The 25,644-nt window shown below is 62.3% G+C and carries 24 protein-coding genes, 1 pseudogene and 1 riboswitch; of the genes and pseudogenes, 10 read left to right on the top strand and 15 right to left on the bottom strand.

The genetic code is table 11. The features are described from left to right. Nucleotides 1–96 precede the first annotated feature (96 nt). Nucleotides 97–840 (top strand): SDR family oxidoreductase, encoded by a 744-nt coding sequence (locus HX866_RS06685; RefSeq protein ID WP_177138632.1) that lies wholly within the window; start codon nucleotides 97–99, stop codon nucleotides 838–840. A gap of 3 nt (nucleotides 841–843) precedes the next feature. Next, nucleotides 844–1,491 carry a cupin domain-containing protein gene (locus tag HX866_RS06680; RefSeq protein ID WP_177125869.1) on the top strand — a complete coding sequence of 216 codons (648 nt, stop codon included), beginning with the start codon at nucleotides 844–846 and terminating at the stop codon, nucleotides 1,489–1,491. Here HX866_RS06680 and gcvA read toward each other — a convergent pair. Next, nucleotides 1,471–2,379: a transcriptional regulator GcvA gene (gene gcvA / locus HX866_RS06675; protein WP_177138630.1), complete on the bottom strand. Its 909-nt coding sequence runs from the start codon at nucleotides 2,377–2,379 to the stop codon at nucleotides 1,471–1,473. The two genes, HX866_RS06680 and gcvA, sit on opposite strands and share 21 nt — an antisense overlap. 156 nt (nucleotides 2,380–2,535) lie before the next feature. Here gcvA and HX866_RS06670 point away from each other — a divergent pair, with 156 nt between their 5' ends. From HX866_RS06670 to HX866_RS06655, 4 genes are all read left to right on the top strand, one after another. Further along, nucleotides 2,536–3,309 (top strand): SDR family NAD(P)-dependent oxidoreductase, encoded by a 774-nt coding sequence (locus HX866_RS06670; protein WP_177091998.1) that lies wholly within the window; start codon nucleotides 2,536–2,538, stop codon nucleotides 3,307–3,309. An 18-nt stretch (nucleotides 3,310–3,327) separates the two neighbouring features. Then, nucleotides 3,328–3,669 carry a carboxymuconolactone decarboxylase family protein gene (locus HX866_RS06665; protein ID WP_177092141.1) on the top strand — a complete coding sequence of 114 codons (342 nt, stop codon included), beginning with the start codon at nucleotides 3,328–3,330 and terminating at the stop codon, nucleotides 3,667–3,669. An 84-nt stretch (nucleotides 3,670–3,753) separates the two neighbouring features. Beyond that, the gene (locus HX866_RS06660; protein ID WP_177091997.1) at nucleotides 3,754–4,830 is read left to right on the top strand and encodes a flavin monoamine oxidase family protein; all 1,077 of its coding nucleotides are present in this window, start codon (nucleotides 3,754–3,756) and stop codon (nucleotides 4,828–4,830) included. A gap of 90 nt (nucleotides 4,831–4,920) precedes the next feature. Then, nucleotides 4,921–5,919 carry a bile acid:sodium symporter family protein gene (locus tag HX866_RS06655; protein ID WP_177138628.1) on the top strand — a complete coding sequence of 333 codons (999 nt, stop codon included), beginning with the start codon at nucleotides 4,921–4,923 and terminating at the stop codon, nucleotides 5,917–5,919. A 3-nt stretch (nucleotides 5,920–5,922) separates the two neighbouring features. Here HX866_RS06655 and pcaQ read toward each other — a convergent pair whose 3' ends face one another. The 5 genes and pseudogenes from pcaQ to HX866_RS06630 form a co-directional block, all read right to left on the bottom strand. Continuing rightward, nucleotides 5,923–6,852, bottom strand: coding sequence for a pca operon transcription factor PcaQ (gene pcaQ, locus HX866_RS06650; protein WP_177138627.1), 930 nt, complete (start codon nucleotides 6,850–6,852; stop codon nucleotides 5,923–5,925). Continuing rightward, nucleotides 6,842–7,852: a 5'-nucleotidase gene (locus tag HX866_RS06645; RefSeq protein ID WP_177138625.1), complete on the bottom strand. Its 1,011-nt coding sequence runs from the start codon at nucleotides 7,850–7,852 to the stop codon at nucleotides 6,842–6,844. Before HX866_RS06645 ends, pcaQ begins: the two co-directional genes overlap by 11 nt. Nucleotides 7,853–7,966: 114 nt before the next feature. Continuing rightward, a pseudogene (locus tag HX866_RS06640) lies at nucleotides 7,967–8,727 on the bottom strand (LLM class flavin-dependent oxidoreductase). Nucleotides 8,728–8,790: 63 nt separating this feature from the next. After that, complete coding sequence (locus tag HX866_RS06635; RefSeq protein ID WP_177091993.1) at nucleotides 8,791–8,931, bottom strand: hypothetical protein; 141 nt, start codon at nucleotides 8,929–8,931, stop codon at nucleotides 8,791–8,793. Nucleotides 8,932–8,943: 12 nt separating this feature from the next. After that, a complete protein-coding gene (locus HX866_RS06630; protein WP_177138623.1) occupies nucleotides 8,944–9,834 on the bottom strand; it encodes a LysR family transcriptional regulator in 891 nt (296 codons plus the stop codon). Between the two features lie 221 nt (nucleotides 9,835–10,055). Between HX866_RS06630 and HX866_RS06625 the strand changes: the two genes are divergently transcribed. Genes HX866_RS06625 through HX866_RS06610 form a run of 4 tightly spaced genes read left to right on the top strand, consistent with a single transcriptional unit; the run spans nucleotide 10,056 to nucleotide 12,744 of the window. Further along, a complete protein-coding gene (locus HX866_RS06625) occupies nucleotides 10,056–10,955 on the top strand; it encodes an NAD-dependent epimerase/dehydratase family protein (RefSeq protein ID WP_177091991.1) in 900 nt (299 codons plus the stop codon). After that, entirely contained in the window at nucleotides 10,952–11,788 is an 837-nt protein-coding gene (locus HX866_RS06620) for an SDR family NAD(P)-dependent oxidoreductase (protein WP_177138621.1), read from the top strand. Before HX866_RS06625 ends, HX866_RS06620 begins: the two co-directional genes overlap by 4 nt. Before the next feature lie 15 nt (nucleotides 11,789–11,803). After that, entirely contained in the window at nucleotides 11,804–12,343 is a 540-nt protein-coding gene (locus HX866_RS06615) for a nuclear transport factor 2 family protein (protein ID WP_177138619.1), read from the top strand. After that, a complete protein-coding gene (locus HX866_RS06610; protein WP_177139268.1) occupies nucleotides 12,265–12,744 on the top strand; it encodes a nuclear transport factor 2 family protein in 480 nt (159 codons plus the stop codon). The genes HX866_RS06615 and HX866_RS06610 overlap by 79 nt, the downstream gene beginning before the upstream one ends. A 407-nt stretch (nucleotides 12,745–13,151) precedes the next feature. Here the strand turns inward: HX866_RS06610 and atzF are convergent, their stop codons facing one another. The 9 genes from atzF to HX866_RS06565 form a co-directional block, all read right to left on the bottom strand. After that, nucleotides 13,152–14,960, bottom strand: coding sequence for an allophanate hydrolase (gene atzF, locus HX866_RS06605; RefSeq protein ID WP_177138617.1), 1,809 nt, complete (start codon nucleotides 14,958–14,960; stop codon nucleotides 13,152–13,154). A gap of 28 nt (nucleotides 14,961–14,988) precedes the next feature. Further along, nucleotides 14,989–18,648, bottom strand: a complete 3,660-nt coding sequence (gene uca, locus HX866_RS06600; protein ID WP_177138615.1) for an urea carboxylase — start codon at nucleotides 18,646–18,648, stop codon at nucleotides 14,989–14,991. 182 nt (nucleotides 18,649–18,830) lie between these two features. Beyond that, on the bottom strand, nucleotides 18,831–19,460 hold the full coding sequence (locus HX866_RS06595; RefSeq protein WP_177125883.1) for an urea amidolyase associated protein UAAP2: 630 nt from the start codon (nucleotides 19,458–19,460) through the stop codon (nucleotides 18,831–18,833). An 11-nt stretch (nucleotides 19,461–19,471) separates the two neighbouring features. Beyond that, nucleotides 19,472–20,194: an urea amidolyase associated protein UAAP1 gene (locus HX866_RS06590; RefSeq protein ID WP_371318798.1), complete on the bottom strand. Its 723-nt coding sequence runs from the start codon at nucleotides 20,192–20,194 to the stop codon at nucleotides 19,472–19,474. Nucleotides 20,195–20,219: 25 nt separating this feature from the next. Continuing rightward, nucleotides 20,220–20,984: an ABC transporter ATP-binding protein gene (locus HX866_RS06585; protein WP_177091984.1), complete on the bottom strand. Its 765-nt coding sequence runs from the start codon at nucleotides 20,982–20,984 to the stop codon at nucleotides 20,220–20,222. Continuing rightward, nucleotides 20,981–21,796 (bottom strand): ABC transporter permease, encoded by an 816-nt coding sequence (locus HX866_RS06580; protein ID WP_177138613.1) that lies wholly within the window; start codon nucleotides 21,794–21,796, stop codon nucleotides 20,981–20,983. Before HX866_RS06580 ends, HX866_RS06585 begins: the two co-directional genes overlap by 4 nt. A gap of 27 nt (nucleotides 21,797–21,823) precedes the next feature. Next, a complete protein-coding gene (locus tag HX866_RS06575; protein ID WP_177091982.1) occupies nucleotides 21,824–22,906 on the bottom strand; it encodes a putative urea ABC transporter substrate-binding protein in 1,083 nt (360 codons plus the stop codon). A 61-nt stretch (nucleotides 22,907–22,967) separates the two neighbouring features. Continuing rightward, nucleotides 22,968–23,069, bottom strand: a riboswitch (guanidine-I (ykkC/yxkD leader). Nucleotides 23,070–23,256: 187 nt separating this feature from the next. Next, entirely contained in the window at nucleotides 23,257–24,054 is a 798-nt protein-coding gene (locus tag HX866_RS06570) for an SDR family NAD(P)-dependent oxidoreductase (RefSeq protein WP_177139266.1), read from the bottom strand. Nucleotides 24,055–24,174: 120 nt separating this feature from the next. Continuing rightward, complete coding sequence (locus HX866_RS06565) at nucleotides 24,175–25,623, bottom strand: 4-hydroxyphenylacetate 3-hydroxylase family protein (RefSeq protein WP_177138611.1); 1,449 nt, start codon at nucleotides 25,621–25,623, stop codon at nucleotides 24,175–24,177. Between the last annotated feature and the right edge of the window lie 21 nt (nucleotides 25,624–25,644).

Below are 25,644 nucleotides of genomic sequence, written 5' to 3'. Positions count from 1 at the left end.
TTTTCTTTAGGGATAGAAAGGAATATCTGCCTCGTCAGCCCCCTGCGCGAGCGTCACCCTTGGCACCGAACCCCACTGATCCTCGAGGTTATCGGCATGCTCAAAGGTAAAACCGCACTGATCACCGGCGGCTCGTCAGGCATCGGTCTGGCCACCGCCCGCCTGATGCTCGCCTACGGCGCCCGGGTTGCCATCACAGGCCAGGACCCGGAGCGCTTGCAGGCGGCGCTCGAATCCCTGGGCAAAGGCGCCATCGCCCTCCGCGCCGATGTTCGGCTCAAGACGGATATGCAGGCCGTACGTGAGCAGATCGAATACGCTTTCGGTCACCTGGACATCCTGTTCGCCAACGCAGGGGTCGCCTATGGCACACCACTCGCCAGTACCGACGAGGCAATGATCGATCAACTGCTGGGGGTCAACGTCAAAGGCGTCTATTTCACCGTGCAGGCATTGGTGCCGCTGATGCCCAAGGGCAGCGCGATCATTCTCAACACCTCGTGGCTCAATCAGATCGGCGCACCGGGGCGCTCGTTGTTGTCGGCATCCAAGGCCGCGGTCCGCTCCTTTGCCCGCACCTTGTCCGCCGAGTTGTTGGAGCAGCAGATACGGGTGAATGCCGTCAGCCCGGGCTCCATCGAAACCCCGCTGCATCGTCAGCCCGGGCAAACCGAGGAACAGTTCGCCGCCTATGCGGCAAAGGTCGGCAGCCAGGTGCCTGTCGGTCGGATGGGGCTGCCGGAAGAAATCGCCGAGACGGTGTGCTTCCTGGCGAGCGACCGTTCACGCTACATGCTCGGTGCCGAAATCGTCGTGGACGGCGGCCGAGCGGAGTTGTAACCCATGGAACTGAACAGCGATCACAGCCGCCGCACCCTGGTCCAGGGTGCGCAGCAACCCTGGCGGCCGTCGCCGGTACCCGGTGTCGAACGACGCATGCTCTACCGTCAGGGCGAGGAACAGGCACGGGCCACCTCGCTGGTGCGTTATGCGCCGGGCAGCCGTTTCACACCGCACGCCCATCCGGGCGGCGAGGAGTTCCTGGTCCTCGAAGGCACCTTCGAGGATGAACGCGGCCTCTACCCGGCGGGCACTTACGTGCGAAATCCGCCGGGCAGCCAGCATGCGCCCGCCTCGGCTTCCGGCTGCGTGATCTTCGTGCGACTGCAACAGTTTGCCGCGGGCGACACCCTGGACTGGGTGGCCTACCCGAGCCCGCCATCGGCCCACCGATTGTTGTTCAGCAACCGCAACGAGGAAGTGAGCCTGCAGACCTGGGCCGCCAGCACGGCGATAACCGTGGAGAATGAAGCCGGGGTTGAACTGCTGGTGCTGTCGGGCTCACTGATGGAAAGCGGCGATACGCTACAGGCCCACGCCTGGCTGCGTCTGCCGGGCGGCATGCCTTTGCGGGTCAGCGTTGGTGACGCCGGCGCAAGCGTGTGGATCAAGCAGACCCACGCCCCTGACTCAACCCGCCTGCCCAAGTAGCCAGTCGCGGAAGGCCTGGATCTTCGCCAGCTCGGCCACTTCCGGTCGATAGACGATGTAATAGGCAAACGACAACGGGTGACTGGCCTCACCAAAGGGGCGGATCAGCCGCCCCGCCGCCAGGTCCTCGCGCAACATCACGCTGCGCCCAAGGGCCAGGCCCTGGCCATCGATGGCCGCTTGCAGCACGGCCGCCGAGTTGTTGATACGCAGCCCGTGCTCCGCCTGGATATCGCCGTAGCCCGAGGCATCCAGCCAGGTTCGCCACGTCGGGTAAGCCGGATCGCCGGCCATCGACAGGTCATGGATCAGCGTCGCCTCGGCCAGGCGCCTGACCGGTAGTCTCCCAGCCTTCAGCAGCGAATAGCCGGGGGCGCACACCGGATACATCTCCTCGTCCATCAATTTGATCGCGGTCAACCCCGGCCAGCGCCCCGCACCATAACGCACGCCGATATCCATGCCTTCGGCGATAAAGTCCACGGGCCTGAGGTTGGTGTCCAGCAACACGTCGGTCTGTGGATAGGCCTGCTGGAAACGCTCGATCCGCGGCAACAGCCACTTGGCGGCAAACGCCGGGCTCACCGTCACCGTCAGACCGGTACTCAGCGAACCCTCCTTCAAGCGCGCCAGGCCGACGCTCAAACGCTCGAAGCCCTCACGAATATCCGGCAGCGCCTTGCGTGCGACATCAGTCAGCACCAGCCGTGCCGAACCACTCGAAGCGCGATTGAACAACGCAACCCCCAGCCAGGCTTCCAGCGTGCGCACCTGCTGTCCGACGGCCGCGGAAGTGACATGAAGCTCTGCGGCTGCCGCCGAAAAGCTTTGGTGCCGGGCAGCCGCTTCGAATGCCCGCAGCGCGTTGAGATAGGTAGGCGTGGTCATCTGCTAAAGATTTTCTTTAATGAATGAAAAAAACTTCTGATTTGTGAGCCTTGTTGGCAAAGCGAAGAATAGCACTCAAGCCGAGTTGCTACAGCAACACAGACTCAAGAGTAGAACCGCTCAGGCTATTTCATCCACTCAGCACAGGGCAAAAACATGAAAAGATTTTCTTCCAAGGTCGCCATCGTTACCGGCGGCGGTTCAGGTATCGGCAAGGAAGTGGCGCAACGTCTGGTGGCCGAAGGCGCCAGCGTGGTCATCAGCGGCCGTGACGCGGCGAAACTGGAAAAAGCCGCCGCGCAGATCGACCCTACCGGCCAACACGTGCGCTTCCTCGCGGCCGATATCGCCAAGCCCGCCACGGCCAAAGCCCTGGTCGAACTGGCCAGCGCCGAGTTCGGTGGCGTCGACATTCTGATCAACAATGCCGGCGTGTTTAACCCAAAACCTTTCCTGGAACTGGACGAGCAGGAATACGACGGTTTCGTCGACATCATCCTCAAGGGCAAATTCTTCATGGCCCAGGCCGCGGCCAAAGCCATGCTGCAACGCGGCGGCGGCGTCATCGTGCAGACCGGTTCGCTGTGGGCCCTGCAAGCCATCGGCGCAACACCGTCGGCGGCCTATTCGGCAGCCAACGCCGGCGTTCATGCCCTGACCCGTAACCTGGCGATCGAGCTGGCGTCGTCGAATATCCGCATCAACACCGTCGCCCCGGCCGTGGTGGAGACGCCGGTGTACAACACCTTCATGGACAACGAACAGGTCAAGGCGGTCTTGCCAACCTTCAACGCCTTCCACCCACTGGGTCGCAACGGTCAGCCCGGCGATGTAGCCGAGGCCATCCTGTTCATGGCCTCGGAACAGGCTTCGTGGATCACCGGCACCGTGTTGCCAGTCGATGGTGGCGTTACTGCCGGCCGTATCTGAATCAAGGGAGAGCGCATGATGCTGGATTGGAACGAATACCGCGAAACACTGCTGGGCCGGGTCGGTGACTTGGCCAAACTGTCACCCGACACCGTCCGTGGCCTGCAAGTGATGGATGGCGCAGGTGCGAAAACCGGCCACCTGGATGCCAAGACCCACGAGCTGATCGCCCTGGCCGTGGCAGTCACCACCCGCTGCGACGGTTGCATCGCGGTGCACACCAAGGCAGCGGCCAAACACGGCGCTTCCCGTGAGGAAATCGCCGAAGCCCTGGGTGTCGCCATCGCCCTGAATGCCGGCGCGGCGGTCACCTACTCCGCCCGGGTTCTGGACGCCTACGCGGCGCTCGAACAAAACTGACGGCAGCCCACTGCAACACACCCGCATCGCCCTGAACTTCTGGGGCCCTGCGGGTTTTCTGGCTTTTTGACCCGGAGCGTGACCATGAACAGCGGCAGAGTAGCGATCATCGGCGGCGGCCTGAGCGGCCTCTATACGGCTTATCGGTTATCGCGCAGGAACATCGACTACGTGGTGATCGAAGCCCGTGATCGGCTCGGTGGGCGGATTTTTTCCACCCCCGGTCCAGGCCCTCGGCATGACCTCGGCCCGGCGTGGATGTGGCCGGACTTCCAGCCACGGATCGCTGCCCTGGTAGAGGAACTCGAGCTCACGACCTTTGACCAGTACAACGACGGCGCCATGCTGATCGAGCGCTCGCTCCAGGAGCCGGCCAAACGCGTGCGTGGTTTTGTCTCGGGCAATACCTCGGTACGGATCGACGGCGGTGTCGAGCAGTTGATCGAGGCCTTGGCCCAACGCTTGCCGCCCGAGCGGATTGTCCTCGATAGCCGGATCAGTACGGTGCAATCGACCGCATCCGGTATCGCATTACAGACATTCGGTCCCCATCAGGCACTCAATGAACAGCGTTTCTCCCAGGTAATCAGCGCGATGCCCCTACGCCTGCTGGCCCAGGACATCGTGTTTGAACCGGTGGTGGATGCGCAGACACGCCAGGGCTGGATGAAAACCCCGACCTGGATGGCGCCGCACGCCAAATATGTAGCCTTGTACGGCCAGGCCTTCTGGCGAGATGAGGGGCTGTCGGGCATGGCGCAGAGTCATGTCGGCCCGCTGGTGGAAATCCACGATACCTCCCACGCACAGGGCAACGCGGCCTTGTTCGGGTTTGTCGGCATCCCGGCTGCAGCGCGCAAGCAACTGGATGAAGCCAGCCTGCTGGAAGCCTGTCGCCAGCAAATGGTCCGCCTGTTCGGCGCAAAAGCCGGGGCGCCGGTTGCGCACTATCTCAAGGATTGGGCAGCCGACGGACTCACCGCAACCGATGCCGACCTGCTGAACCCGCCGGAACATGGACGCACCCACCACCCACGCCCGCTGCTAGGCCATTGGTCCGAGCGGCTGATCATTTCCGGCACCGAAGCCGCCCTGGAACACCAGGGCTACATGGAAGGCGCGCTCGAAGCGGCCGATTGGGCGATGCGTTATGTCCTTTAGGCGACATTCATGGACTTATTGGCGTTAGTCGGCAATCGGTAGACAGGCTAAAGTCCACCTACTGTTTTTTGCTTCTGGATGACGTGCCTGATGACCCGCCCTCGTTTCTTGCCCGACAACTTCACTCTGACGCTGGTCAGCGTGGTGATTCTCGCCAGCTTCCTGCCCGCCAGCGGTCAAGTCGCCGTCGGTTTCAGCTGGCTGACCAATATCGCCATTGCCCTGCTGTTCTTCCTCCACGGCGCCAAGCTGTCGCGCGAGTCGATCATCGCCGGCGCCGGTCACTGGCGCCTGCACCTGCTGGTGTTCGGCCTGACCTTCGTGCTGTTCCCGCTGCTGGGTGTCGCGCTCAAGCCGCTGCTCTCGCCGCTGATCGGCGACAAGCTGTATATGGGCATGCTCTACCTCTGCGCCCTGCCGGCCACGGTGCAATCGGCGATCGCCTTCACCTCCCTGGCCCGGGGCAATGTGCCGGCGGCTATTTGCAGCGCGGCGGCATCCAGCCTGTTCGGCATCTTCCTCACACCCTTGCTGGTGACCTTGCTGCTGGATGTTCACGGCAGCGGCGGCTCGACCCTCGATGCAATCCTGAAGATCAGCGTGCAACTGTTGCTGCCGTTCATTGTCGGGCAGATCGCCCGGCGCTGGATCGGCGCCTGGGTGGGCCGCAACAAGGCCTGGCTGAAGTTCGTTGACCAGGGCTCGATTCTGCTGGTGGTCTACAGCGCCTTCAGCGAAGCGGTGAACGAAGGTCTCTGGCATCAGATCCCGCTCTGGGACCTGGGCGGCCTGGTGGTGGTCTGCGGCGTGATACTCGCACTGGTATTGCTGGCGGCCACCGTGCTGGGCAAAGCCTTTGGCTTCGACCAGGAAGACCGCATCACCATCCTCTTCTGCGGCTCTAAGAAAAGCCTGGCAACCGGCGTGCCCATGGCCCAGGTGTTGTTCGCCGGCAGCACCATCGGCGTGCTGATTCTGCCGCTGATGCTGTTCCACCAGATTCAGCTGATGGTCTGCGCGGTACTGGCACAGCGTTATGCAAAACGCCAGGAGTCGGTGGCTGAACTGATGGGTCAGGTCGATCCTTAACTATTACGGATACTGCCCTTCGCGATATTCCACGCCCACTTCACGCAAGACATCGACGCACCACTGCGCCGCCAGGGAGATGGGCAGTGAAGGGTTGCTGCACAGCCCCACCGAGCCGCCCGGCTCGCGGATTCCCAGCTCCAGTTCCACCAACTCGCCGCCGCCCAGGTCCTGCCTGACCGCATCGAATGGCGCGACCCAAATGGCATCGCTGCACTGCACGTAGCGTCGGCTCAGGGTCAAGGACAAGGTTTCCAGTCGCTGGCGCGAGGGGGTGATGCCGTGTTGCACGAACAGGCTGTCGGCAAACTTGCGAATGGTGGTTCCCGACAGCGGCAGTACCAACGGATAGGCTTCCAGGTTCTTGTCCACCTGACTCTCCGCCAGCAACGGGTGATCGCGGCGCACCACCAGGGTCATGGACTCGCTGTACAGATGTTCGAAGGTCAGGCCAAGAATCTGTGGGCTGTCAGTCATGCGCCCGACCACCAGATCCAGCTCACCCACCCGCAAACGCGACAGCAGATAAGCGCTCGGCCCCGTCACGACACTCACCACCAGTGCGGGATGGCGGGCGTGCAGGCGACAGACCACTTCGGGCACCAGCAGGCTTTCCACCGTGGACAGGACGCCCAGCCGCGCCGTGATGGGCTCGTGCTCGCCAGAGCGCAGGCTGTTGACGCCTTCGCGCAGCGACTGGACGCTGGGCCCGGCATAACGCAAAAAGGCCACCCCGGCCTCAGTCAGGGCGGCCCCGGTTTTGCTGCGCACAAACAGACGGGTAGCCAGCAGGGTTTCCAGTTCCTTGAGGGTCTTGGAAAGTGCCGGCTGGCTGATTGCCAACTTGTCCGAGGCGCGCGCCAGGCTGCCTTGTCGTGCCACCTCGAGAAAACACACCAAATGACGGAATTTGATTCGGGTATCAATGTTCACCGGTATCCGCAACCTTCAAGTCAGTTTCCAGCTCAGTCGCTTCAACGAGATTGGCCGTGACCGGCAACTTCGGCTGGTTGGTGACACCGAACGGGATATGCACGGAAGGCACCACCGCGCTGGCCGCCTTCAAGTGGCCCGACTGGTCATCGAAGAAGATGTGCGGTTTCAATACCGCGAGCACTCTGCCCTTCTCGATGCCTCCGAGGAAAAAGGCGTCATTGGCCATGACGCCCCAACTCTTCAGCGTATTCAGCGCCCGTTCATGGGATGGCGCACTGCGGGCGGTCACAATGGAAACCCTCAGGCGGTTCTTGTAGCCCGCGTTCAGCGCCTTGTATTTCTCTTCCTCGGACTGAATCTTGGCGATACGAACAAAGAACTCCTTGAGCGGACCCGGGTTGTGGGGCTGCGCCACATTTTTCACTTCATGGGCGTGAAAGCTCTCCAGTCCAGACGCCTGCATCACCGATTCGGACTCATCCCCCGCCAGGACACCATCGAAGTCGAAGGCGATCCTGAGGGTATCGTCTTTCTCGTCATCATCGGACTTTGAATCCATGACCTGCCCTGCCGGATACCCGGCCTCGATGGCCGCCTCCACGTCGGCCTTGTCAGCGGAGAGAAACAACGCAATGTTCAACGCCGGGATGTATTCATAAGGAGACTTGCCCTGCATGAAGATCGCCCGGGTCATCCCCAGCCCATAGTGATCGATGGTTCGCATCACCCGCAGCCCCGTGTCCGGGTCATTCTTGGACAACAGGACCACTTCCACCAAGGGATCCTCCGGATCGGCACTCAAATCATTCAGGGACAGCAAACGCTTGATAAAAGGATAGGCAATCCCCTTGGGCAGCGGCTCGTCCAGCTTCTGCTCCTGAAATCTTCGATACTCCTCCTCACCCTGGCGCTTGAACACCGCATCCGAAGCACTGAGATCAAAAACAGCACTCGACGCCACGCCAATCACCAGGCGGTTATCCAACTCATAGGGCATCACAATTCTCCGTTGTCATGGCGGCATCCTATCAGCAACCCTGGCCGCTGCCCTCAATCACTCAGTCACGGGTATGACGAAATCAACCTGCGCCTTCAATCCGCCACAGGCTGATCATGACGCCGGGGCAAAAAAGCGATTCTCCGGCCGCGGCAATCCGAGGTTTTCGCGCAAGGTTACCCCCTCATATTCCCGTCGGAAAATGCCACGGTCCTGCAACTCGGGAACCACCTTGGCAACGAAATCGTCCAGCCCGCCCGGCAACCACGGGAACATGATGTTGAACCCATCACTGCCCTCGGTCTCCAGCCATTGCTCCATCTCATCGGCAATACTGCGGGCCGTCCCGACGAATGACAGACCGGCATAACCGCCGAGGCGCTGGGCCAATTGTAGAACTCCCGCGCCCGGGCATAACGCTCATCGTGGGAATAGGCCTGTTTCAGGCCAAAGTTCCGGGCCGCGTCGGGGTTGGCGGTGGTGACGATATTCCAGCCGGCGCGGCCGTTGCTCAAGTGATCCAGGGAGGCGAACCGGCGGGCGATATGAAACGGCTCGTCGTAGGTGGTCGAGGCCGTCGCCACCAGGCCGATATGTTCAGTGGCCTGGCTGAGGGCGGACAACAACGTGAAGGGTTCGAACGAGGTGGCGGTATGGCTGCGCTTCAAGGCTTCGATGGGCATATTGAGCAAGGCCAGGTGATCGGCCATGAAAAACGCATCGAACCGGGCGCGCTCCAGGGTCTGGGCAAAACGCTTGAGATGGGCGAAGTTGAAGTTGGCATCGGGAAACGCGCCAGGGTAACGCCAAGCGCCGGTGTGGATGCTGACCGGACGCATGAAGGCGCCAAGTTTGAGTTGGCGTCGTGCACTCATGGGGAACTCCATCGTCGAGAAGATTCCCGAGCATCGACCGGACGGAGTTTGCCTGTCCAATAATCAAACGTGCTGGCTTATGCTATTGGCCAGCCGCTCAAGGGTCAGTTTCTCGGTAAAGACCCGTTCCAACGCGACCTGCAACGCAAATTGAACCAGGAGCAGCCCGGAGGCACCTTGGCGTAGACGTTGTATCTCGTCCATCTGGCGGCCCCTTCAGGCCAGAAAAGGCACGTGTGCGCTGAGAAAATCGATCAGCGCACGCAACTTGGGGGTCACCTGTTTGCCAGACGGCCAGAGCAGGTTGAAGGTGCTGGTTTCATTGCTGTATTGCTCTAAAACCGTCGCCAGCTCACCGGCCTTCAGCGCCTCGCGCACCATGAAATCCGCGGCATAGGTAATGCCCAGCCCTTGCAGGGCAAAACATATCCGCCCTTCGACCGAGTTGCAGATGATCGAGCGCGGCAAGCTGATTTCGGCATCCGTCGGACTCTCACGGATGGCCCACGTCTGCAGCTTGCCCGTTTGCGGAAAACGGAAATGAATGCAGGTGTGATTGAGCAGATCAACTGGACGAATGGGCGTGCCATGAATCGAAAAATACGCCGGGGCACCGACCGCAATCATGCGGTAACTGCCCAGACAACGCGCTGAAAGGCTGGAGTCCTTGGGTGTACCGCTACGCACAACAGCGTCGAGCCCCTCAGTGATCACATCAACCAGCCGATCGGTGAAATCCAGATCAAGCTGGATTTCCGGATAACGTCGCTGAAACTCGGCAAAAACAGGCAGGAAGTGTTTGCCAATCATCGGCAGGCTGACCCGCAAGCTGCCGCTGGGCGTCGCGGACGTCTGTTGCAATTCCTCCCCCGCCGCTTCCAATTCAGCCATCACCCGACGGCAACGCTCAAGGAATCTTGCGCCTTCAGCGGTCAAGGTGATGTTGCGGGTGCTGCGATGAAACAACCTGACCGCCAGTTTCGCCTCCAGCCGCGAGATGCTCTTACTCACCGCCGAAGCCGAGATTCCCAGGGACCTACCCGAGGCGACGAAGCTGCCCGCTTGCGCCGTCTGCACAAACACACCGATGGCGCTCAAGCTTTCCATGAAGTTCCTCGCTGATGACAAGTGAGTCCTTGCCGAACGTTTCATCAGCATGCCACTGGCGTCTGGCTGGGACAAGCTCAGCGCCCCCGCAGAATTGATGACTCACCTGTCACTTATAAGGTAACCCCTACCCTACTTAATAGCCGCCTGGATGATCGATAGATTGGTCCTGTCCGAGCGCAAAGCCGCTCAGCAACCCATCATCAGACGAAGAGGCAGCAATGAGCATATTTCTAACCGGCGCAAACGGTTACGTCGGTGGTACCGTGGCGATGCGATTGATCGAGGCCGGCTACAGCGTCCGTGGTCTGGTACGCGACGAGGAAAAAGCCCGCCAGGTCAAGGCGCGGGGTATCGATCCGGTGGTCGGCAGCCTGGATGATGTCGTCCTGCTTACCCGTGAAGCACAGGCCTCACAGGGCGTCATCCACACCGCCGACAGCGATCACTTGCCGGCTGTCGAAGCCTTCATCGAGGCCCTGCAAGGATCTGGCAAACCCTTCCTGCACACCAGCGGTTCGAGTGTCATTGGCGATGACGCCCAAGGCGTGGTCGTCAATCCGCAGATCTTCGACGAAGACACGCCATTCGTCGTCGCCGAGTCGAAACAGCCACGCCGTGACATCGAGTTGAAGGTCCTGGCGAGTGCCGGGAAAGACATCCGGGCGGTGGTCATCTGCCCGAGCAATATCTATGGCACCGGCACCGGCGTGCACACCGAAAGCGTACAAATCCCCTGGCTGGTGCAGCAGGCCCGTGAAAGCGGCGTGGTGCGCATCGTCGGCAGCGGCGTCAATCGCTGGTCCAACGTCCACGTGCTCGACATCGCCGAACTGTACCTGCTGGCCCTGCAAAAGGCTCCGGGCGGGGCTTTCTACTTCGCGGAAAACAGCGAGGCCTCGTTCCTCGAAATTGGCCGCTCGATTGCCCTTCGACTGGGGCTGGGCCCGGTGCAATTCTGGACGGTCGCAGAAGCGGCCAAACGCTGGGGACACCTGCACGCCCACTACACCTTTGGCACCAACAGCCGGGTCCGGGCCAAACGGGCACGCCAGGAATTAGGCTGGGTGCCACGCTTCGACTCGGCCTTGAAATGGATCGAAGAGGACATGCCACGATGAGCAAAGTCTGGTTTATCACCGGCTGCGCCAGTGGCATCGGTGCCGGTGTCGCCCGCGCGGCCTTGGCGGCCGGTGATCGAGTGGTCGCGACCGACCTTGACCTCGAACGGCTGGACGCCGCGTATGCAGGTTATGGCGCACAGGTGCTGATCGCAGCGCTGGATATCCGCCAGCAGGCCCAGGCGCATTCTGCCGTCACGGCGGCCCTGGCGCACTTCGATCGCATCGATGTTCTGGTCAACAACGCGGGTTATGGCCAATTCGGCCCCTTTGAAGAGGTCGAAGCCGAAGCCATCGAACGCCAGTTCGCCACCAACGTGCTCGGCACCTTCAATGTCACCCGGGCCGTGCTGCCGGTCCTGCGCCGACAACGCGCGGGGCATGTCATCAATATGTCGTCCAACGGCGGTTTCAAAGGTGTCGCCGGTGCCTCGATGTATTCGGCGAGCAAGTTCGCCATCGAAGGCTTTTCCGAGTCCCTGGCCCTGGAAATCGCTGAATTCGGTATTCAACTGACCATCGTCGAGCCGGGGGCCTTTCGGACCGACTTTCTCGACAGCCGCTCGCTGAAACTCGGCAGCGGCCAGATTGACGATTACAACGCCTACCGCAACCGCGCTCAAGCCGTGTTCGCGGCTCGTAACCATCAACAGAGCGGAGACCCCGATCGCCTGGGCGCGGCACTGGTGCAACTGGTCAACGACGACCAGCCGCCCTTGCGTTTTATCGCCGGAGCCGACGCGCTCAAGGTCGTTAAGGACAAGCTGCACACCGTGAGCGAAGAAACCAAGCGCTGGCGCGCATTGAGCATCAGCACCGACTTTCAACCCTGATGAGGAAGCAAACCCATGAGCACACAAGACCTCGAAATACGCCTGGACACCCTCGAGAGCGAGCTGGCGATCCAGCGCCTGGTCGCCGAATACGGCCATGCCTTCGACAGCCATGATGAGGCGCTGCTGCGCAGCATCTGGCATCCGGGTGCACTACTGGCCCTGGGCGAGGCATTCGGCAACTTCGAAGGGATTGAGGCGATTGTAGAATCCGCCCATCACAACTGGTCGCAGATGCCCCACATGCACCATTGGATGGCCAACACCTTGATTGATCTGGACGGTGATAAAGCTACGGCGAAAGTCGCGGTCGATTGCCTGGTGACCCATGTCGACATGGGACCAACGCAGATCAGCGGCCTCTACCATGATCGACTGGAGCGCCGCGAGGGGCGTTGGGCCTTCGTCGAGCGTCGCTTTGAGCTGCACTACCTGACCCCGCTGGCCCACTGGAAGCCGGTAGCCGGCAGTGAGCTATTGGCCCACGGAGGTTCGGGCCTGGGCGCGCCCTGCGCCCAGGTCTCTATCTTGCCATTGCCCTGTTCGCAGGGCTGAGTGAAGCCCAAGCGCAAACCCCTACTGCCGCTGGCGTCGCCAGCACCATCGCGCAGCTGGAAAATGATGCCGTCAAAGCCGACCTGGCCGGCGATGCGGCTTTTTATCAGAAGGTCCTGGCAGAGGATTGGACCCGGGGCGACAGCGATGGAACCTTCTACACCAAAGCCCAGATCGTGGGGCTGATGGGCAACCCCGCCCACTTCAAGGCCAACAGCGAGCAGCTTTCCGAACTCAAGGTCCGCGTCTACGGCAATACGGCCATCGCCACCTACAAGGGCACCTACGACATGCTGATCATGGGTGAGCTCCGTGCGCACGCCATCATCGCCACGGACACCTTCGTCAAAACAGACGGCCAATGGAAGCAGGTCTCGAGCCACGGGGCCGTGACGAGGTAAGCGGCTATAGCGACTATGGCTTAACGGAGGGTGATGAGGGACATCTCTGATGACCTGCAGCCCCCTCCTCCTGCGTCATCCATCACAACAATCTGCTCCACTCAATTTCTAGAAACACAATGTCTTCAGCGGGGTCATACTCACGGTAAAAAACGACTTCGTTAGGTTGGCGCAGGCATTGAGCTGCGCATATGGACGGGATTGTCGTGACAAACGGGCTGGTCGTCAAAAATTTGTTCGGATTGCCGACCGACCATACAAAACACAACCGGGGATCCGAACGAGTGAGTGCCCCACGCCTGGCACTCACCTGTTATACGGCCAGGATCGATGGCATCAGGGCGATGATCGATCCGGCAGTCGAGTCTTCCGATACCAGGGCGGAACGTTCACCACCCGGTCTTCCATCAGGCCTTCAGAAAGGCGCGCCAGCCCCCCAGGTGGCTGATCGGCGTGGCCCCTTCCAGGCCATAGGGCTCACAGATAAAACCGCTTTCCCAACGGCCGTCCGCCAGTTGCACCTTGCCCAGCCCCAATGGCGCGGGAATGCCGCTGAGGAACGAGCCCAGCTCACTGCTCGGTAGTTCCCAGACTTCCACCGCAATGGCCACGCCGTCCTGCGGGACACGGACCATGCCTGGCCGTAAGGGCGGGCCACCCAGCAGGGCGTAGAGCTGATAATCGGCAGAACTGTGGGTCGTTTCCAGCAGGCGCCCGCCGCGTTGCTTGAGTTGCCAATTCAGCGCCAGGCCCTCCAGATGCGCGCCGCAGACCACCAGCCTGACCCTGTCATTGCGCGCGACGGTCGCGGGCACCGCCAGGCCTGGCTCATGAGCGCCGATCAGCGGCAAGTCGCTCTGCCGTTGCAGGGCATCGGCCAGGCTGAGCAGGTACTGATCGGTGAACACCCGCCCAAACAGGGTCACGCCCCACGGCAGGCCGTCGGCCATGAATGCGCTGGGCACCGCGACGGCGGCGTAGTCCAGCAGGTTCATGAAGTTGGTGTAGTAGCCCAGTTGAGAATTGCACAGCACCGGCTCGGCGTTCAGTTCGGCGAGGGTCACCGGGCGCGGGATCGACGGGGTCAACACACAGTCGAGATTTTCCAGCGCCTTGTCGCACAGCGCCTTGAGCGCTTGCAGACGGTATTGCGCGCGGAAGGTCTGCACCCCATCGACCGCCGGAGCCTTGGCCAGCACGGCACGGATCACCGGCAACACCGCCTCCGGGCGGCTCTCCATCAGCGCCCCGGCAACGCTGTAGCGTTCGGCGACCCACGGGCCGTCGTACAGCAGGCGCGCGGCTTCAAGGAAAGGTGACAGATCCAGAGGCACCGCTTCGCCGCCCAGTGCGACCAGGCGCCGGATGGCTTCATCGAACAATGACGGACCTTGCTCACAGCCGAAGAACTCCAGGTCCTCGGGACGCGGCACGCCGAAACGAAACGGCTGCGGTGCGCCGAATGCCGACGCATCGTTCCACAACGGGTTGCGGCGGCTGTACTGGTCACGCGGGTCAAGCCTGGCGGTCAGGCCGAGCAACTGACTGGCTTCGCGCGCCGTGGCGGTAAAGGTGGTCACGCAGTCCAGGGTCCGGCATGCGGGTACTACACCGGCGGTGGAGATCAAGCCCTTGCTGGCTTTCATGCCCACCAGATTGTTCAGCGCCGCCGGTACCCGCCCCGAGCCCGCCGTATCGGTGCCAAGGGCGAAACTGGCGACACCCAGCGCCACCGCCAAGGACGAACCGGCGCTGGAGCCGCCCGCCGGGTAGTCCTTCAGCACGCTGTTGCGGCAGGCGCCGTAGGGTGAGCGGGTGCCGTTCAAACCGGTGGCGAACTGATCGAGGTTGGTCTTGCCCAGGGGGATCGCGCCAAGCGCGATCAGTTGCTCGACAATCGTCGCCGAACACTGGGCGGTATAGGCGAACGCCGGGCAGGCTGCGGTGGTGGGAATGCCCGCCAGGTCGATATTGTCCTTGATCGCGAACGGCACGCCATACAACGGCAGGTCCTCGATTCGACGACCTTCCAGCGCGAGCAGATAGGGTTCCAGCTCGGCGACGCTGAGCAGATGAATGAACAGGTGGTAGTCGGGGTTCAGCGCGGCGGCTTTGTCCCGCAGGGCCAGGATCAACTGGCGCGGGGTTTGGGTGCCGGCCTGGTAAGCGGCGCGGACCTGGTCAAGGCGCAGGTCATGCAAAACGATAGCTGTCATGGGGGAATTCCTTCAAAGATTAAACGACTCAGTCCGCTTCCAGCACCACGACCCGCTGGCCGGCGCGCACCGCCGAGCCCGGCCGCACCCGCACTTCGCGCACGGTACCGGCGAGCGGTGCCAGCAAGGGGATTTCCATCTTCATCGACTCCAGGATCACCAGGGCATCGCCGACCCCGACCCGTTGGCCGACCTCGACCTGGACCTGCCAGAGATTGCCGGCGATATGGCTGTCGACGCCGTGCAGCCCGGCATCGAGGGGGGCCTCATCGGTGACGGGGGCAGCCGCCTCCTCGCTGTCGAAATTCGCCTGGCCACTGGCGATCCAGCGCTCGCGCTCGGCACTGAAGGCGTTTTGTTGCTGAGCGCGAAACGCCGCGATACCGTCGGCTTCACGAGCCAGAAAGTCCTGATAGTCGGCCAGGTTCAACGTGCTGTGTTCGATCTTCAGTTCGAAGCGGCCCAACGGAAAGTCACGGCGGATACGCAACAGGTCGTCGGCGCTGACCGGGTAGAAACGGATCTGATCGAAGAAGCGCAACAGCCACGGCTTGCCGTCGAATGCCGCGACTTCGCGGTAACGGTTCCACATTTGCAGGGTGCGGCCGACGAACTGGTAACCACCCGGCCCTTCCATGCCGTACACACAGAGGTAAGCGCCGCCGATACCGACCGAGTTTTCGGCGGTCCAGGTTCGGGCCGGATTGTATTTGGTGGTCACCAGGCGATGGCGCGGATCGAGTGGCGTGGCCACAGGGGCACCGAGGTAGACGTCGCCGAGGCCCATCACCAGATAGCTGGCGTCGAACACCGTGCGCTGTACTTCATCGAGGTTGGGCAGGTCGTTGATGCGGCGGATGAATTCCAGGTTACTCGGGCACCAGGGCGCGTCCTTGCGCACGGTGGTCATGTATTTCTCGATGGCCAGCTGACAGGCCGGGTCATCCCAGGACAACGGCAAGTGCACGATCCGCGACGGTACTTGCAGGTCCTGGCTGGCACATACCGCGCCCCACGCTCCGACAACAATGTCCAGCAGGTCTGCCAGGGGCAGTTGCTCGGGCTGGTAGTGCACCTGCAGCGAACGAATCCCCGGGGTCAGGTCGATCACGCCGTGCAGGGCCTTGGCCTCCAGCGCCTGCATCAAGGCATGGCCACGGAAACGCAGGACCAGGTCCAGTTCCGCGGCGCCGATCTCCAGCAGCAGATGGGTATCGCCCGACAAGCGCGCCACCAGGCGCCTATCGCCCTGCCCCACATCCAGCACAACCGGCGAAATCAACGCGCCCCCCTGTAGGAGCGAGCTTGCTCGCGATGAGGCCGGTACATTCAATACATCCCTGGCGGCTGACAATCCGTCATCGCGAGCAAGCTCGCTCCTACAGGTGGGTGGTGATTCCTCGGCGAAGAGTGCGCGGGCGGTTTCGATACTGACGGGGAAAAACTGCACCCTGTCCCCCGCCTTGAGTTGGCCCAACTGCCACAGGTCGGCCTCGATGGTGGTCACCGGGCACACGAAGCCCCCCAGGCTCGGCCCGTCGGGACCGAGGATGACCGGCATGTCGCCGGTGAAATCCACCGCGCCGATGGCATAGGGATTGTCGTGGATATTGGACGGGTGCAAGCCGGCCTCGCCCCCATCGGCACGTACCCACTCCGGCTTCGGCCCGATCAGGCGCACGCCGGTGCGGCTGGAGTTGAAATGCACTTCCCAATGGGTCGCAAAGAAGGTTTCGATATAACCTGGGGTGAAGTATTCCGGGGCAGCATGGGGACCATAAATCACCCGGATCCGGCGCACCGCCGGCAAGTCCGCCAACTGCGCCGACGCTACCCGCTGACCGACGCTACGATCCGTCAGCGGCGCCATGTGCAGCACGTCGCCCGCACGCAAGGCTCGACCGCCATGGCCACCGAACTGGCCGAGGGTGAAGGTGCTTTTGCTGCCCAGGTAATCCGGCACCACCAAGCCACCGCGCAGGCACAGGTAACTGCGCGCGCCCGCGCCGGCCATGGTGCCCAGGGACAAAGTCGAACCTGCCAGCACCAGAATGGCGGTATTCATGGCCTGAGGTTCGCCGTCCAGGAGCAGCGCAATATCCGCCCCCGTGACCGCCACGACCGCATCGGTGTTGAATCGCAGCAACGGGCCGCTCATGGTGATTTCCAGCGCGGCACTGCCCTCGGTGTTTCCCAGCAGACGATTGCCCAGGCGCAAGGCCCGACTGTCCATCGCCCCGGACGGTGGCACACCGACGGCCCAGTAACCGAGGCGCCCGGGATAGTCCTGCACGCTGGTCTGGGTGCCAGCGCTCAGCACTTCGAACGTCTCCGCACGGTAGACCAGACCCTCCAGGCAGCGGGTCCACGGCCGGCCACTGGCGAACGGCTGATCGACGATGATCTGCCGCAGGTAATCGCGATTGGTCTCCACGCCATACAGCCGGCTCTGGCCCAGTGCCTGTGCCAGCCCGGCGCTGGCTTGTTTGCGGCTCGGTGCCCAACTGATCAGCTTGGCAATCATCGGATCGAAGAACGGCGGAATCTCGCAGCCGGCTTCAACCCAGGTGTCGATGCGCAAGGTCTTGCCATCGGCGACCGGAAAGTCCACAGCGGTGAGCAAACCAGGACTGGGCTGGAAATCCCGGCCAGGATCTTCGGCATACAGCCGTGCCTGGATCGCGTGCCCGTTTGCCTGCAAGCCTTCGCACAACAGCCCGAGCGGTGGCAGATCACCCGCCGCCAGTTGCACCATCCAGCTCACCAGGTCGACGCCCCACACCTGTTCGGTGACGCCGTGTTCAACCTGCAGGCGGGTATTCACTTCAAGGAAATAGAAACGCTGGTCGTCACTGTCGAACACAAACTCGACCGTGCCGGCACTGCGGTAATTGACGGCCTTGGCCAACTTGATCGCCGCCGCGCACAATTCATCGGCCATGCCAGTGGGCAGGTTCGGGGCCGGGGTTTCTTCGAGAACCTTCTGATTGCGCCGCTGCACCGAGCAATCGCGCACACCGAGGGCGATCACTTCGCCCTTACCGTCCCCGAACACCTGCACTTCCAGATGCCGGGCGCACTGGATGTACTGCTCGATAAACACACCGGCATCGCTGAAATTGTTCTGGCCGAGGCGTTTCACCGCCTCGAACGCTTCACTCAGTTCGTTGCGGCTGCGGCAGACGCGCATGCCAATGCCGCCACCACCGGCAGTACTTTTGAGCATCACCGGATAACCGATCGACTCGGCGGCGTCGAGGGCCTCGCCCAGGCTATCGAGCAGTTCGGTGCCTTGGAGCAACGGCACCGCGTGCTGCTTGGCCAGCGCACGGGCGGTGTGCTTGAGGCCGAACACCCGCAGTTGCTCCGGCGTCGGGCCGACAAAGGCGATCCCCGCGTCTTCGCAGGATTGGGCAAAGGCGGCGTTTTCAGAGAGGAAGCCGTAGCCGGGATGGATCGCCTTGGCGCCACTGGCCTTGGCGATGGCGAGGATCTTGTCCACCGCCAGGTACGTCCCGGCCGCGCCGCCCTCCCCGAGGCTGTGGGCCTCGTCGGCTTGCAGCAGGTGCAGGCTGGCGGCATCGGCCTCTGAATAGACCGCCACGCCGCGGACTCGCAACGTGCGCAAAGTACGCAGGATACGGCAGGCAATGGCGCCACGGTTGGCAATCAGTAGTGTGTCGAACATGGCATAAACCCCGGAAACCGAGGGCTGCTCGGTTTCCTCCTGGGAAGCGGGCCGTCCCGCTATTGAACGAGGTGCACAACGGTCGTCCGTTGTGTCTGGGACTGGGTCTCAGCGGCGTTTCAGGCATTGCCCGGAACGGCTTTGGCACAGGTTGAACAGCCAGCGACGAAAAGATTTCATGGTCAGTCCCATATCAAAAACTGCGCGGGGGTCGGGTTGTAGGCGTTGCACGGATTATTCAGTTGCGGGCAGTTGGAAATCAGCACGATCACATCCATTTCCGCGCGCAACTCGACGTATTTTCCAGGTGCTGAAATACCGTCTTCGAAGGTCAATCCACCGTCGGCGGTGACCGGCACGTTCATGAAGAAGTTGATGTTCGGCCCGATATCGCCCTTGCCCAGGCGCCCGTCGTGGACGCAAGCCCTCAGGTAGTTGTCGCGGCAACTGTGCATATGCCTTTTTTCCAGGGCATAACGCACCGTATTGCTCTCCTGGGCACAGGCGCCGCCGAGGGTGTCGTGGCGCCCGCAAGTGTCCTCGACAAGGGTCAGCATCGGCTTGCCCAGGTTGGAATACAGCACGCTGCCGGTGCTCAGGTACACGTTGTTCTGCCGTCGCAGGGTGCGCTGCACGTCATAACGTTCGTGGGGGTTGGCCAGGCTGTAGAACAACGTGTCGACGGCCTGGTTACCCTCAAGGTCGAGGATGCGCAGGGTCTGCCCGGCCTTGACCTCCTTGAGAAAGGGCTCGCCGGCCGGGATGGTCGTGTTGTAGATCGCGGTTTCAGGGTGTCTGGCAGTCAGGGTCATGGCGACGCTCCTCAGGCGAACAGGCGGTCAGTGTTGATAAAGCCGCGCTCGTTTTCCGGGCGCGAGGTGCGGCAGTGCTCGGCGACGCTGGCATCGGCGTGCCGCCAGGCGAGCTTGAGCGGCTTGGGCGCGTACTGCGAGTCGGGGTCCATCGGGTGTTGTAGCGCGGTCAGCACCACCAGGGTGTCCATCGGCGCGTACAACTCGATGTAGTCGCCGGCCTTGGAGTGGTTGGCGACGAAGTGCAAACGACCGTCCTGGTCGACGTCGACCCGACTGAACAGGTTCAGGGTCATCAGCAGGTCGGGCAGGCCCAGGCCCCACTTGCCCAGCTCCACCAACAGGTTGTCGGTGCCGTTGCGGAAAAAGCCGTTGCGCAGTTCCTGATAGCGGCCCTGGCCGTACTTTTGCGCGGCCTCTTCAGCACACAGCACACCGCCGAGGCTGTCGCTCCAGCCGCAGGTATCGGCGGTGATCGCCGCCAGCACCCGCCCCATGTCCGAGTACAGGCAGTGGCCACGGGTGAGCTTGGCGGTGTGTTGGCATTTGAGACTGTCGGGCAGGTTCAGGCGCTCGGTTTTTTCGTTGGCGTTGAGCAGCATCAGGCTGACATTGGCGCCACCACGGGTGTCGGTCAGGCGCAACAACTGGCCGCGCTTGAGGACAAACGAACGGTGGCCGCCGCCAGGCAGGACTTCTTCCCAGAAAGGCACCGTTGAAGACAGGGGGATCATTGAGTCACTCATGTAGAAGCTTCCTTCAAGCCGTTTGCAGCAGATCGAGTACGCCGCGAGTCGCGCGGCGATCGCTGTTGAGGGGAATGTCGTAGGTAATGCGGGCGCCATAGGCTGCGGGGGCGTGCGGGTCGTGACGAACCTTGTCGAACACCAACAGGCGCGTGCCGAGGTTGAAGCCCTCGGACAGGTCATGGGTGACCATGAACACAGTCAGTTGCGTCTCGCGCCAGAGCTCCAGCAGCAGGCCGTGCATGTCCTTGCGAATGCCGGGATCCAGTGCACCGAAAGGTTCGTCGAGCAGCAGCACCCGGGGCTTCATGATCAGCGCCTGGGCAATCGCCAGGCGTTGCTGCATGCCGCCCGACAACTGCGTCGGGTACTTGTCCAGCGAGTGGCCGAGGCCGACCTTGTCCAGCAGCACGGCCGCCTGCTCCCGGGCCTGGCGCTTGGCGGCGCCGAACAAGCGCCCGAACACTGCCGAGCGTGGCAACTCCAGCCCCAGCGCCACGTTGTCCAGCACCGACAGATGGGGGAACACCGAGTAGCGCTGGAACACCACGCCCCGACTGGAGTCCGGTTCGCCCACCAGGGGCTGGCCATCCAGAAGGATCTGCCCGCGGCTGGGGCTCTCCTGTCCCAGCAACAGGCGCAGGAACGTCGACTTGCCGCAGCCCGAAGCCCCCACCAGGGTGCAGAATTCGCCTTCATTGACGCTCAGGTTCAGGCCTTCCAGCACCACCTGGTCGGCGTATTGCTGCCAGACGTTGTTCACCGAAATGAAGCTCATGCGCGGGCCCCTTCATACCAGGGGAACACGCGTCGGGTCAGGGCCTTGAGGCCCCAGTCCATCAGCCAGGCCAGCAGGGTGATCCAGACCACGTACGGCAGGATCACGTCCATGGCCAGATAACGCCGCACCAGGAAGATCCGGAAACCCAGGCCGTCGGTGGATGCGATGGCCTCGGCCGCGATCAGGAACAACCACGCCGACCCCAGCACCAGGCGCAAGGCAATCAGCAGGCGTGGCAGCAATTGCGGCAGGATCACCCGCACAATCAGGGTCCAGGTCGACGCGCCCAGGGTCTGTGCCTTGATCAGCAGTTCCAGCGGGATTTCCCTGGCCCGCTGCTCCAGGTCCCGCGCCAGGACCGGGGTGATGCCGATCACGATCAACATCACTTTCGACAGTTCACCCAGGCCGAACACGATGAACAGGATCGGTAAAACAGCCAGGGGCGGCACCATCGACAGCACCGTCAACAACGGCGATAGCGGCGCCCCGAACAGCGGCACGATCCCCGAGGCGATGCCCAGGCACAGCCCCAGCAACGCGCTGATCCCCAAGCCAATCGCCAGCCGTTGCAGGCTCGACGCGCTGTCCTGCCAGAACAGATAACCGCCGGTACGCGGGTCCTCGGTAAAGGCCATGCGCTTGACCGCATCGCTCATTTGCACCGCGCTGGGCAACAGCTTGTCGTTGGGGTTTTCCGTCAGTCGGGTAGCCGAGCCCATGAAGTAGGCAAACAGCAACAAGGCGAACGGCAGGATCACCAGGACCAGGCGGCTGGCGCGGTCCGGACGGCGGTTTATCAGACGCATGGCAATGACCTTTGCACGGGAACGGGTTTACAGCTTGCCGTCGGCAGCCATCTGCACGTAGCTGGGGTCGAAGCGCAATTTGATATTGCCCTTGTCGCCGGTGCTGACGTCCTTGGCGAAGGCGATACCCACGGTGCCCGCGCTTTTCGCCCCGTCGCCGAGCAGGCCGTGGGCGAAGGAAAAGCTCGCGACCTTGTCCATGGTCGCCGGCAGTTTCGGGCTGTTGGCGAATTCCAGCGCTTCCTTCGGGGTGGCGAACAGCTTGGTGGTGTCCAGTTGCGACTGGAAGTTGGCCAGGTCCGTCCCCGAGGCCTTGGCCATGTGTTCCAGGGCCGCGGTGCTGGCGGCATTTTTCGCATTCATCAGCGCCACCACTTCGAACCAGGCGCCGGTCAGGGCCTTGCCCAGTGCCGGGTTGTCCTTCAGGGTCTGGGTGTTGACCACCATCATGTCCATGATCTCGCCGGGGATCTGGCTGGAGTCGAACACCTCGGTCACACCCGGCTTGGCCTTGATTTCCGCCAGCATCGGGTTCCAGGTGGTGACGCTCTTGACCTCATCGGTGTTGAAGGCGGCGGCGATATCGGCATCCGATGTGTTGACCACCTTCAGGTCTTTCTCCGTCAGCTTGGCCTGTTCCAGACCACGGGCCAGCAGGTAGTGCGAGACCGAGAACTGCACCAGGTTGACGTTCATGCCCTTGAGATCGGCCAGGGTCTTGCCCTCGCCCTTGAGGACGATGCCGTCGTTGCCGTTGGAAAAGTCGCTGACGATCAGCGCGGTGCTGTCCAGGCCACCGGCCGCCGGGATGGTCAGGGCGTCCATGTTGGTCATGGTGCAGCCATCGAACTGGCCGGCGGTGTATTGGTTGATCGATTCGACGTAGTCGTTGAGCTGGGTGACATCAATGGTGATGCCGTACTTCTTCGCCCATTTATCGACAATGCCCTGGGTGCCCGCGAACTCCCAGGGCATCCAACCGGCATAAATGGTCCAGCAGACGTTGAAGTGTTGTTTCGGCGCGGCGGCGTGTGCCGAGAGGCTCAAGGCGGCGGCGAGACCGGCAGCCAACAGGGGAAGCAGGCGGGATTTTTTGACAGGGCTCTTCATGGAACAACCTCCAGTAGGAAAAAGTGGGCGGCCGGGAGTCACGTGACACCACTGGTGTCCTGTCTCCCGGGCTTTTATCCCGCCGTGTAACCTCTACTGGAGGTCGCCAACTCTCGGACCAGCCACTCGCACGAGGCGAGCCGGAACCCTAGTCAGCTATTGCAAATTGTGGTGCCGCGAACCGTTTTGACTCCTGCACGCAATCGATTAAGCGAGAGCCGTGCCAAGTCTGGCCAGGCCTTGCGCCATAAGGATCGGCGCTGGTTTCGGCGGTTGCGACGCAGGCTACGCGCCTCATTCGGGTGCGATTACGCACTGAGGCAGGGCATCGGCAACAGCTTCGGTCGGGCTCAGATCGCCATGCTGTCGACCACGCCGCCGTCGACCCGCAGGGCCGCGCCGGTGGTGGCCGAGGACAGCGGCGAAGCGATATAGGCCACCAGGTTGGCAACCTCCTCGACATCCGCCACCCGCTGAATGATCGAGGTGGGCCGGGCCTTGCGCACAAAGGCGTCGGCTTCTTCCCGGGCGCTGCGGCCGGACTCGTCAGTGGCGTCCTTGAGCATCTGCTCCAGGCCATCGGTAAAGGTCGGCCCCGGCAGGATCGCGTTGACGGTCACCCCGGTGCCCGCCAGGCGTTTGGCCAGGCCGTGGGACACCGCCAGGTTGGCGCTTTTGGTCACGCCGTAATTGAGCATGTCCGCCGGAATGGCGATCCCGGATTCGGAGGACAGGAAAATCACCCGCCCCCAGCCCTGGCTGACCATGCCCGGCACATAATGCCGCGCCAGGCGCACACCGGAGATCACGTTGATCTCATAAAAACGCGCCCACTCGCTGTCCGGGGTGTCGAAGAAATCCACCGCGTTGAAGATCCCGAGGTTGTTCACCAGGATGTCCGCCCGGGGCTCGGCGCGAAACAATTTCTCGGCACCTTCGGCAGTCCCCAGGTCCGCCGTCAGGCCACGCAGTTGAGCGCCCGGCACACGTTGGCGGATCGTCGCCAGGGCCTGTTCGACCTTGGCGGTATCGCGACCGATGACCACCACCGTCGCCCCGGATTCGGCCAACGCCTTGCTGATGCCCAGGCCGATGCCGGCGGTGCTGCCGCTGACGATGGCGAGTTTTCCGGTCAGATCGATTTTCATGCTCATGGACGATTCCTCTTGATCTTCAAGGGTCAGCGACTGTGACCGTTGAACAGATGCTAGATCGTCATGCTCGGACCGTCCAAGACGTAATGAGCAATACTTGAGTCCTTAAAGGTCTTACATGGTAAACGCACTGCCCACCATCAAGGGTGAAGCCATCGCTCGTGCACTGTCCCAGTCGTACTCAGCGTATACCCGTGAGAGCGCAACGAAATGCGGGCCAGAGTAGAACATCTCGTATTGCAGGTGCCGTGAGGCAAATTCAGACCCGACCGCATCCCAGACCAGCTTCATCAACTGCACCCGCTCAAGTGGCTGTGCCGTTGTCGAGTACTGCGTCTTCTCGATCAAGGCGAGCGTCTCTGGATTATTCAAGTCCGAGACATGCGACGGCAGCATGATGACCCCTCCCCCGGCCAGCTTGCGGATCGACTCCAGCACTTTCGGGTAAACGACCTGCGCCACGGCCTGACACATGTACAACTGCTTCTTGTCCGGGATATGGAACCCCAGGTGCGCTGTCGAGTTCGCCACCAGGCCTCTGAACAGCCCCTCGATCATGGTCGCATTGCACGCCAACTCTGCAAGGATCTCCCGTACGGCGGGAAACTCGTTGACCCCCGTCACCTGCGTCATCCTGTGGGCCAGACCCGCCAGAAAATGCAATTTGGCGGTCAGGCGGGCCATGCTCTGCGTGTCCATCAACACCTCTGCGGCAGTGCCATGGAACTGCTGCCGGCACATGGCCGTGTCTTGATAGACAAACACCCGCTCCCAGGGCACCAGCACGTCGTCGAAGTAAATCAGCGCATCATTTTCGTCGAAACGGCTGCTGAGCGGATGGTCGAACGAGTTCTTGCCTTCTGCATAGGAGGCACGGGACAGGATCTTGATCCCGGGGGCATTCAAGGGGATCGCGAAGGACAAGGCGTAGCGTTCATCCACGCCCGCTTTGAGCGGGTTCTGTACCCCGACCAGCAATTCATCGGCGAGGACTGCACCGGTGCCCAGCATCTTGGCACCGCGCACGATGATCCCGGCGTCGGTTTCCTTTACCACTCCCAACGTGTGATAGAGATTGCGGTCGTGCTCACCCGGGCTCTTGGAGCGGTCGCCTTGTGGGTTGACGATGGTGTAGGTGAGGTAGAGGTCGCGCTCCCGGGCGTATTCGAAATAGTTCTTCAGGGCCTTGGCCCGATCGGGGGCGTAGGCCTCGAAGACTTCAATGTGGGTCATCATGCCGCTCAAGGCCGCCGACACGTGGTCCGGGCTTCGGCCCAACCAGCCCATGCTCTGCTGTGCCCAGGCATACGCCGCGTCCGCCCGGGCAATCAACAGCTCTATGCTGGTGGGCAGTTGCCAAGCCCGGTTGACGCTTTTGCCGGAAGGGGTCTTGAAGGTCATGACGTCAGAGTTCGCCGCCTGGTAGTCATACAACCCGGCGACCGAACGGATCGTGGCTTCAAACGCCGGATGCCGGGAGTGGTCGGTCGAGCACTCGCCGTTGATAAACACTGCGCGACCATCGGCAATGGCCTCCAGGTACTGTTTGCCTGTCCGTGACATTGAACGCTCCATGCATTGCGT

It is taken from the genome of Pseudomonas gingeri (assembly GCF_013386165.1).
Classification (GTDB): Bacteria; Pseudomonadota; Gammaproteobacteria; order Pseudomonadales; family Pseudomonadaceae; genus Aquipseudomonas; species Aquipseudomonas gingeri_C.
The sequence above is the reverse complement of the archived record's forward strand: the minus strand, read 5'-3'. Positions and strand labels throughout refer to the sequence as shown.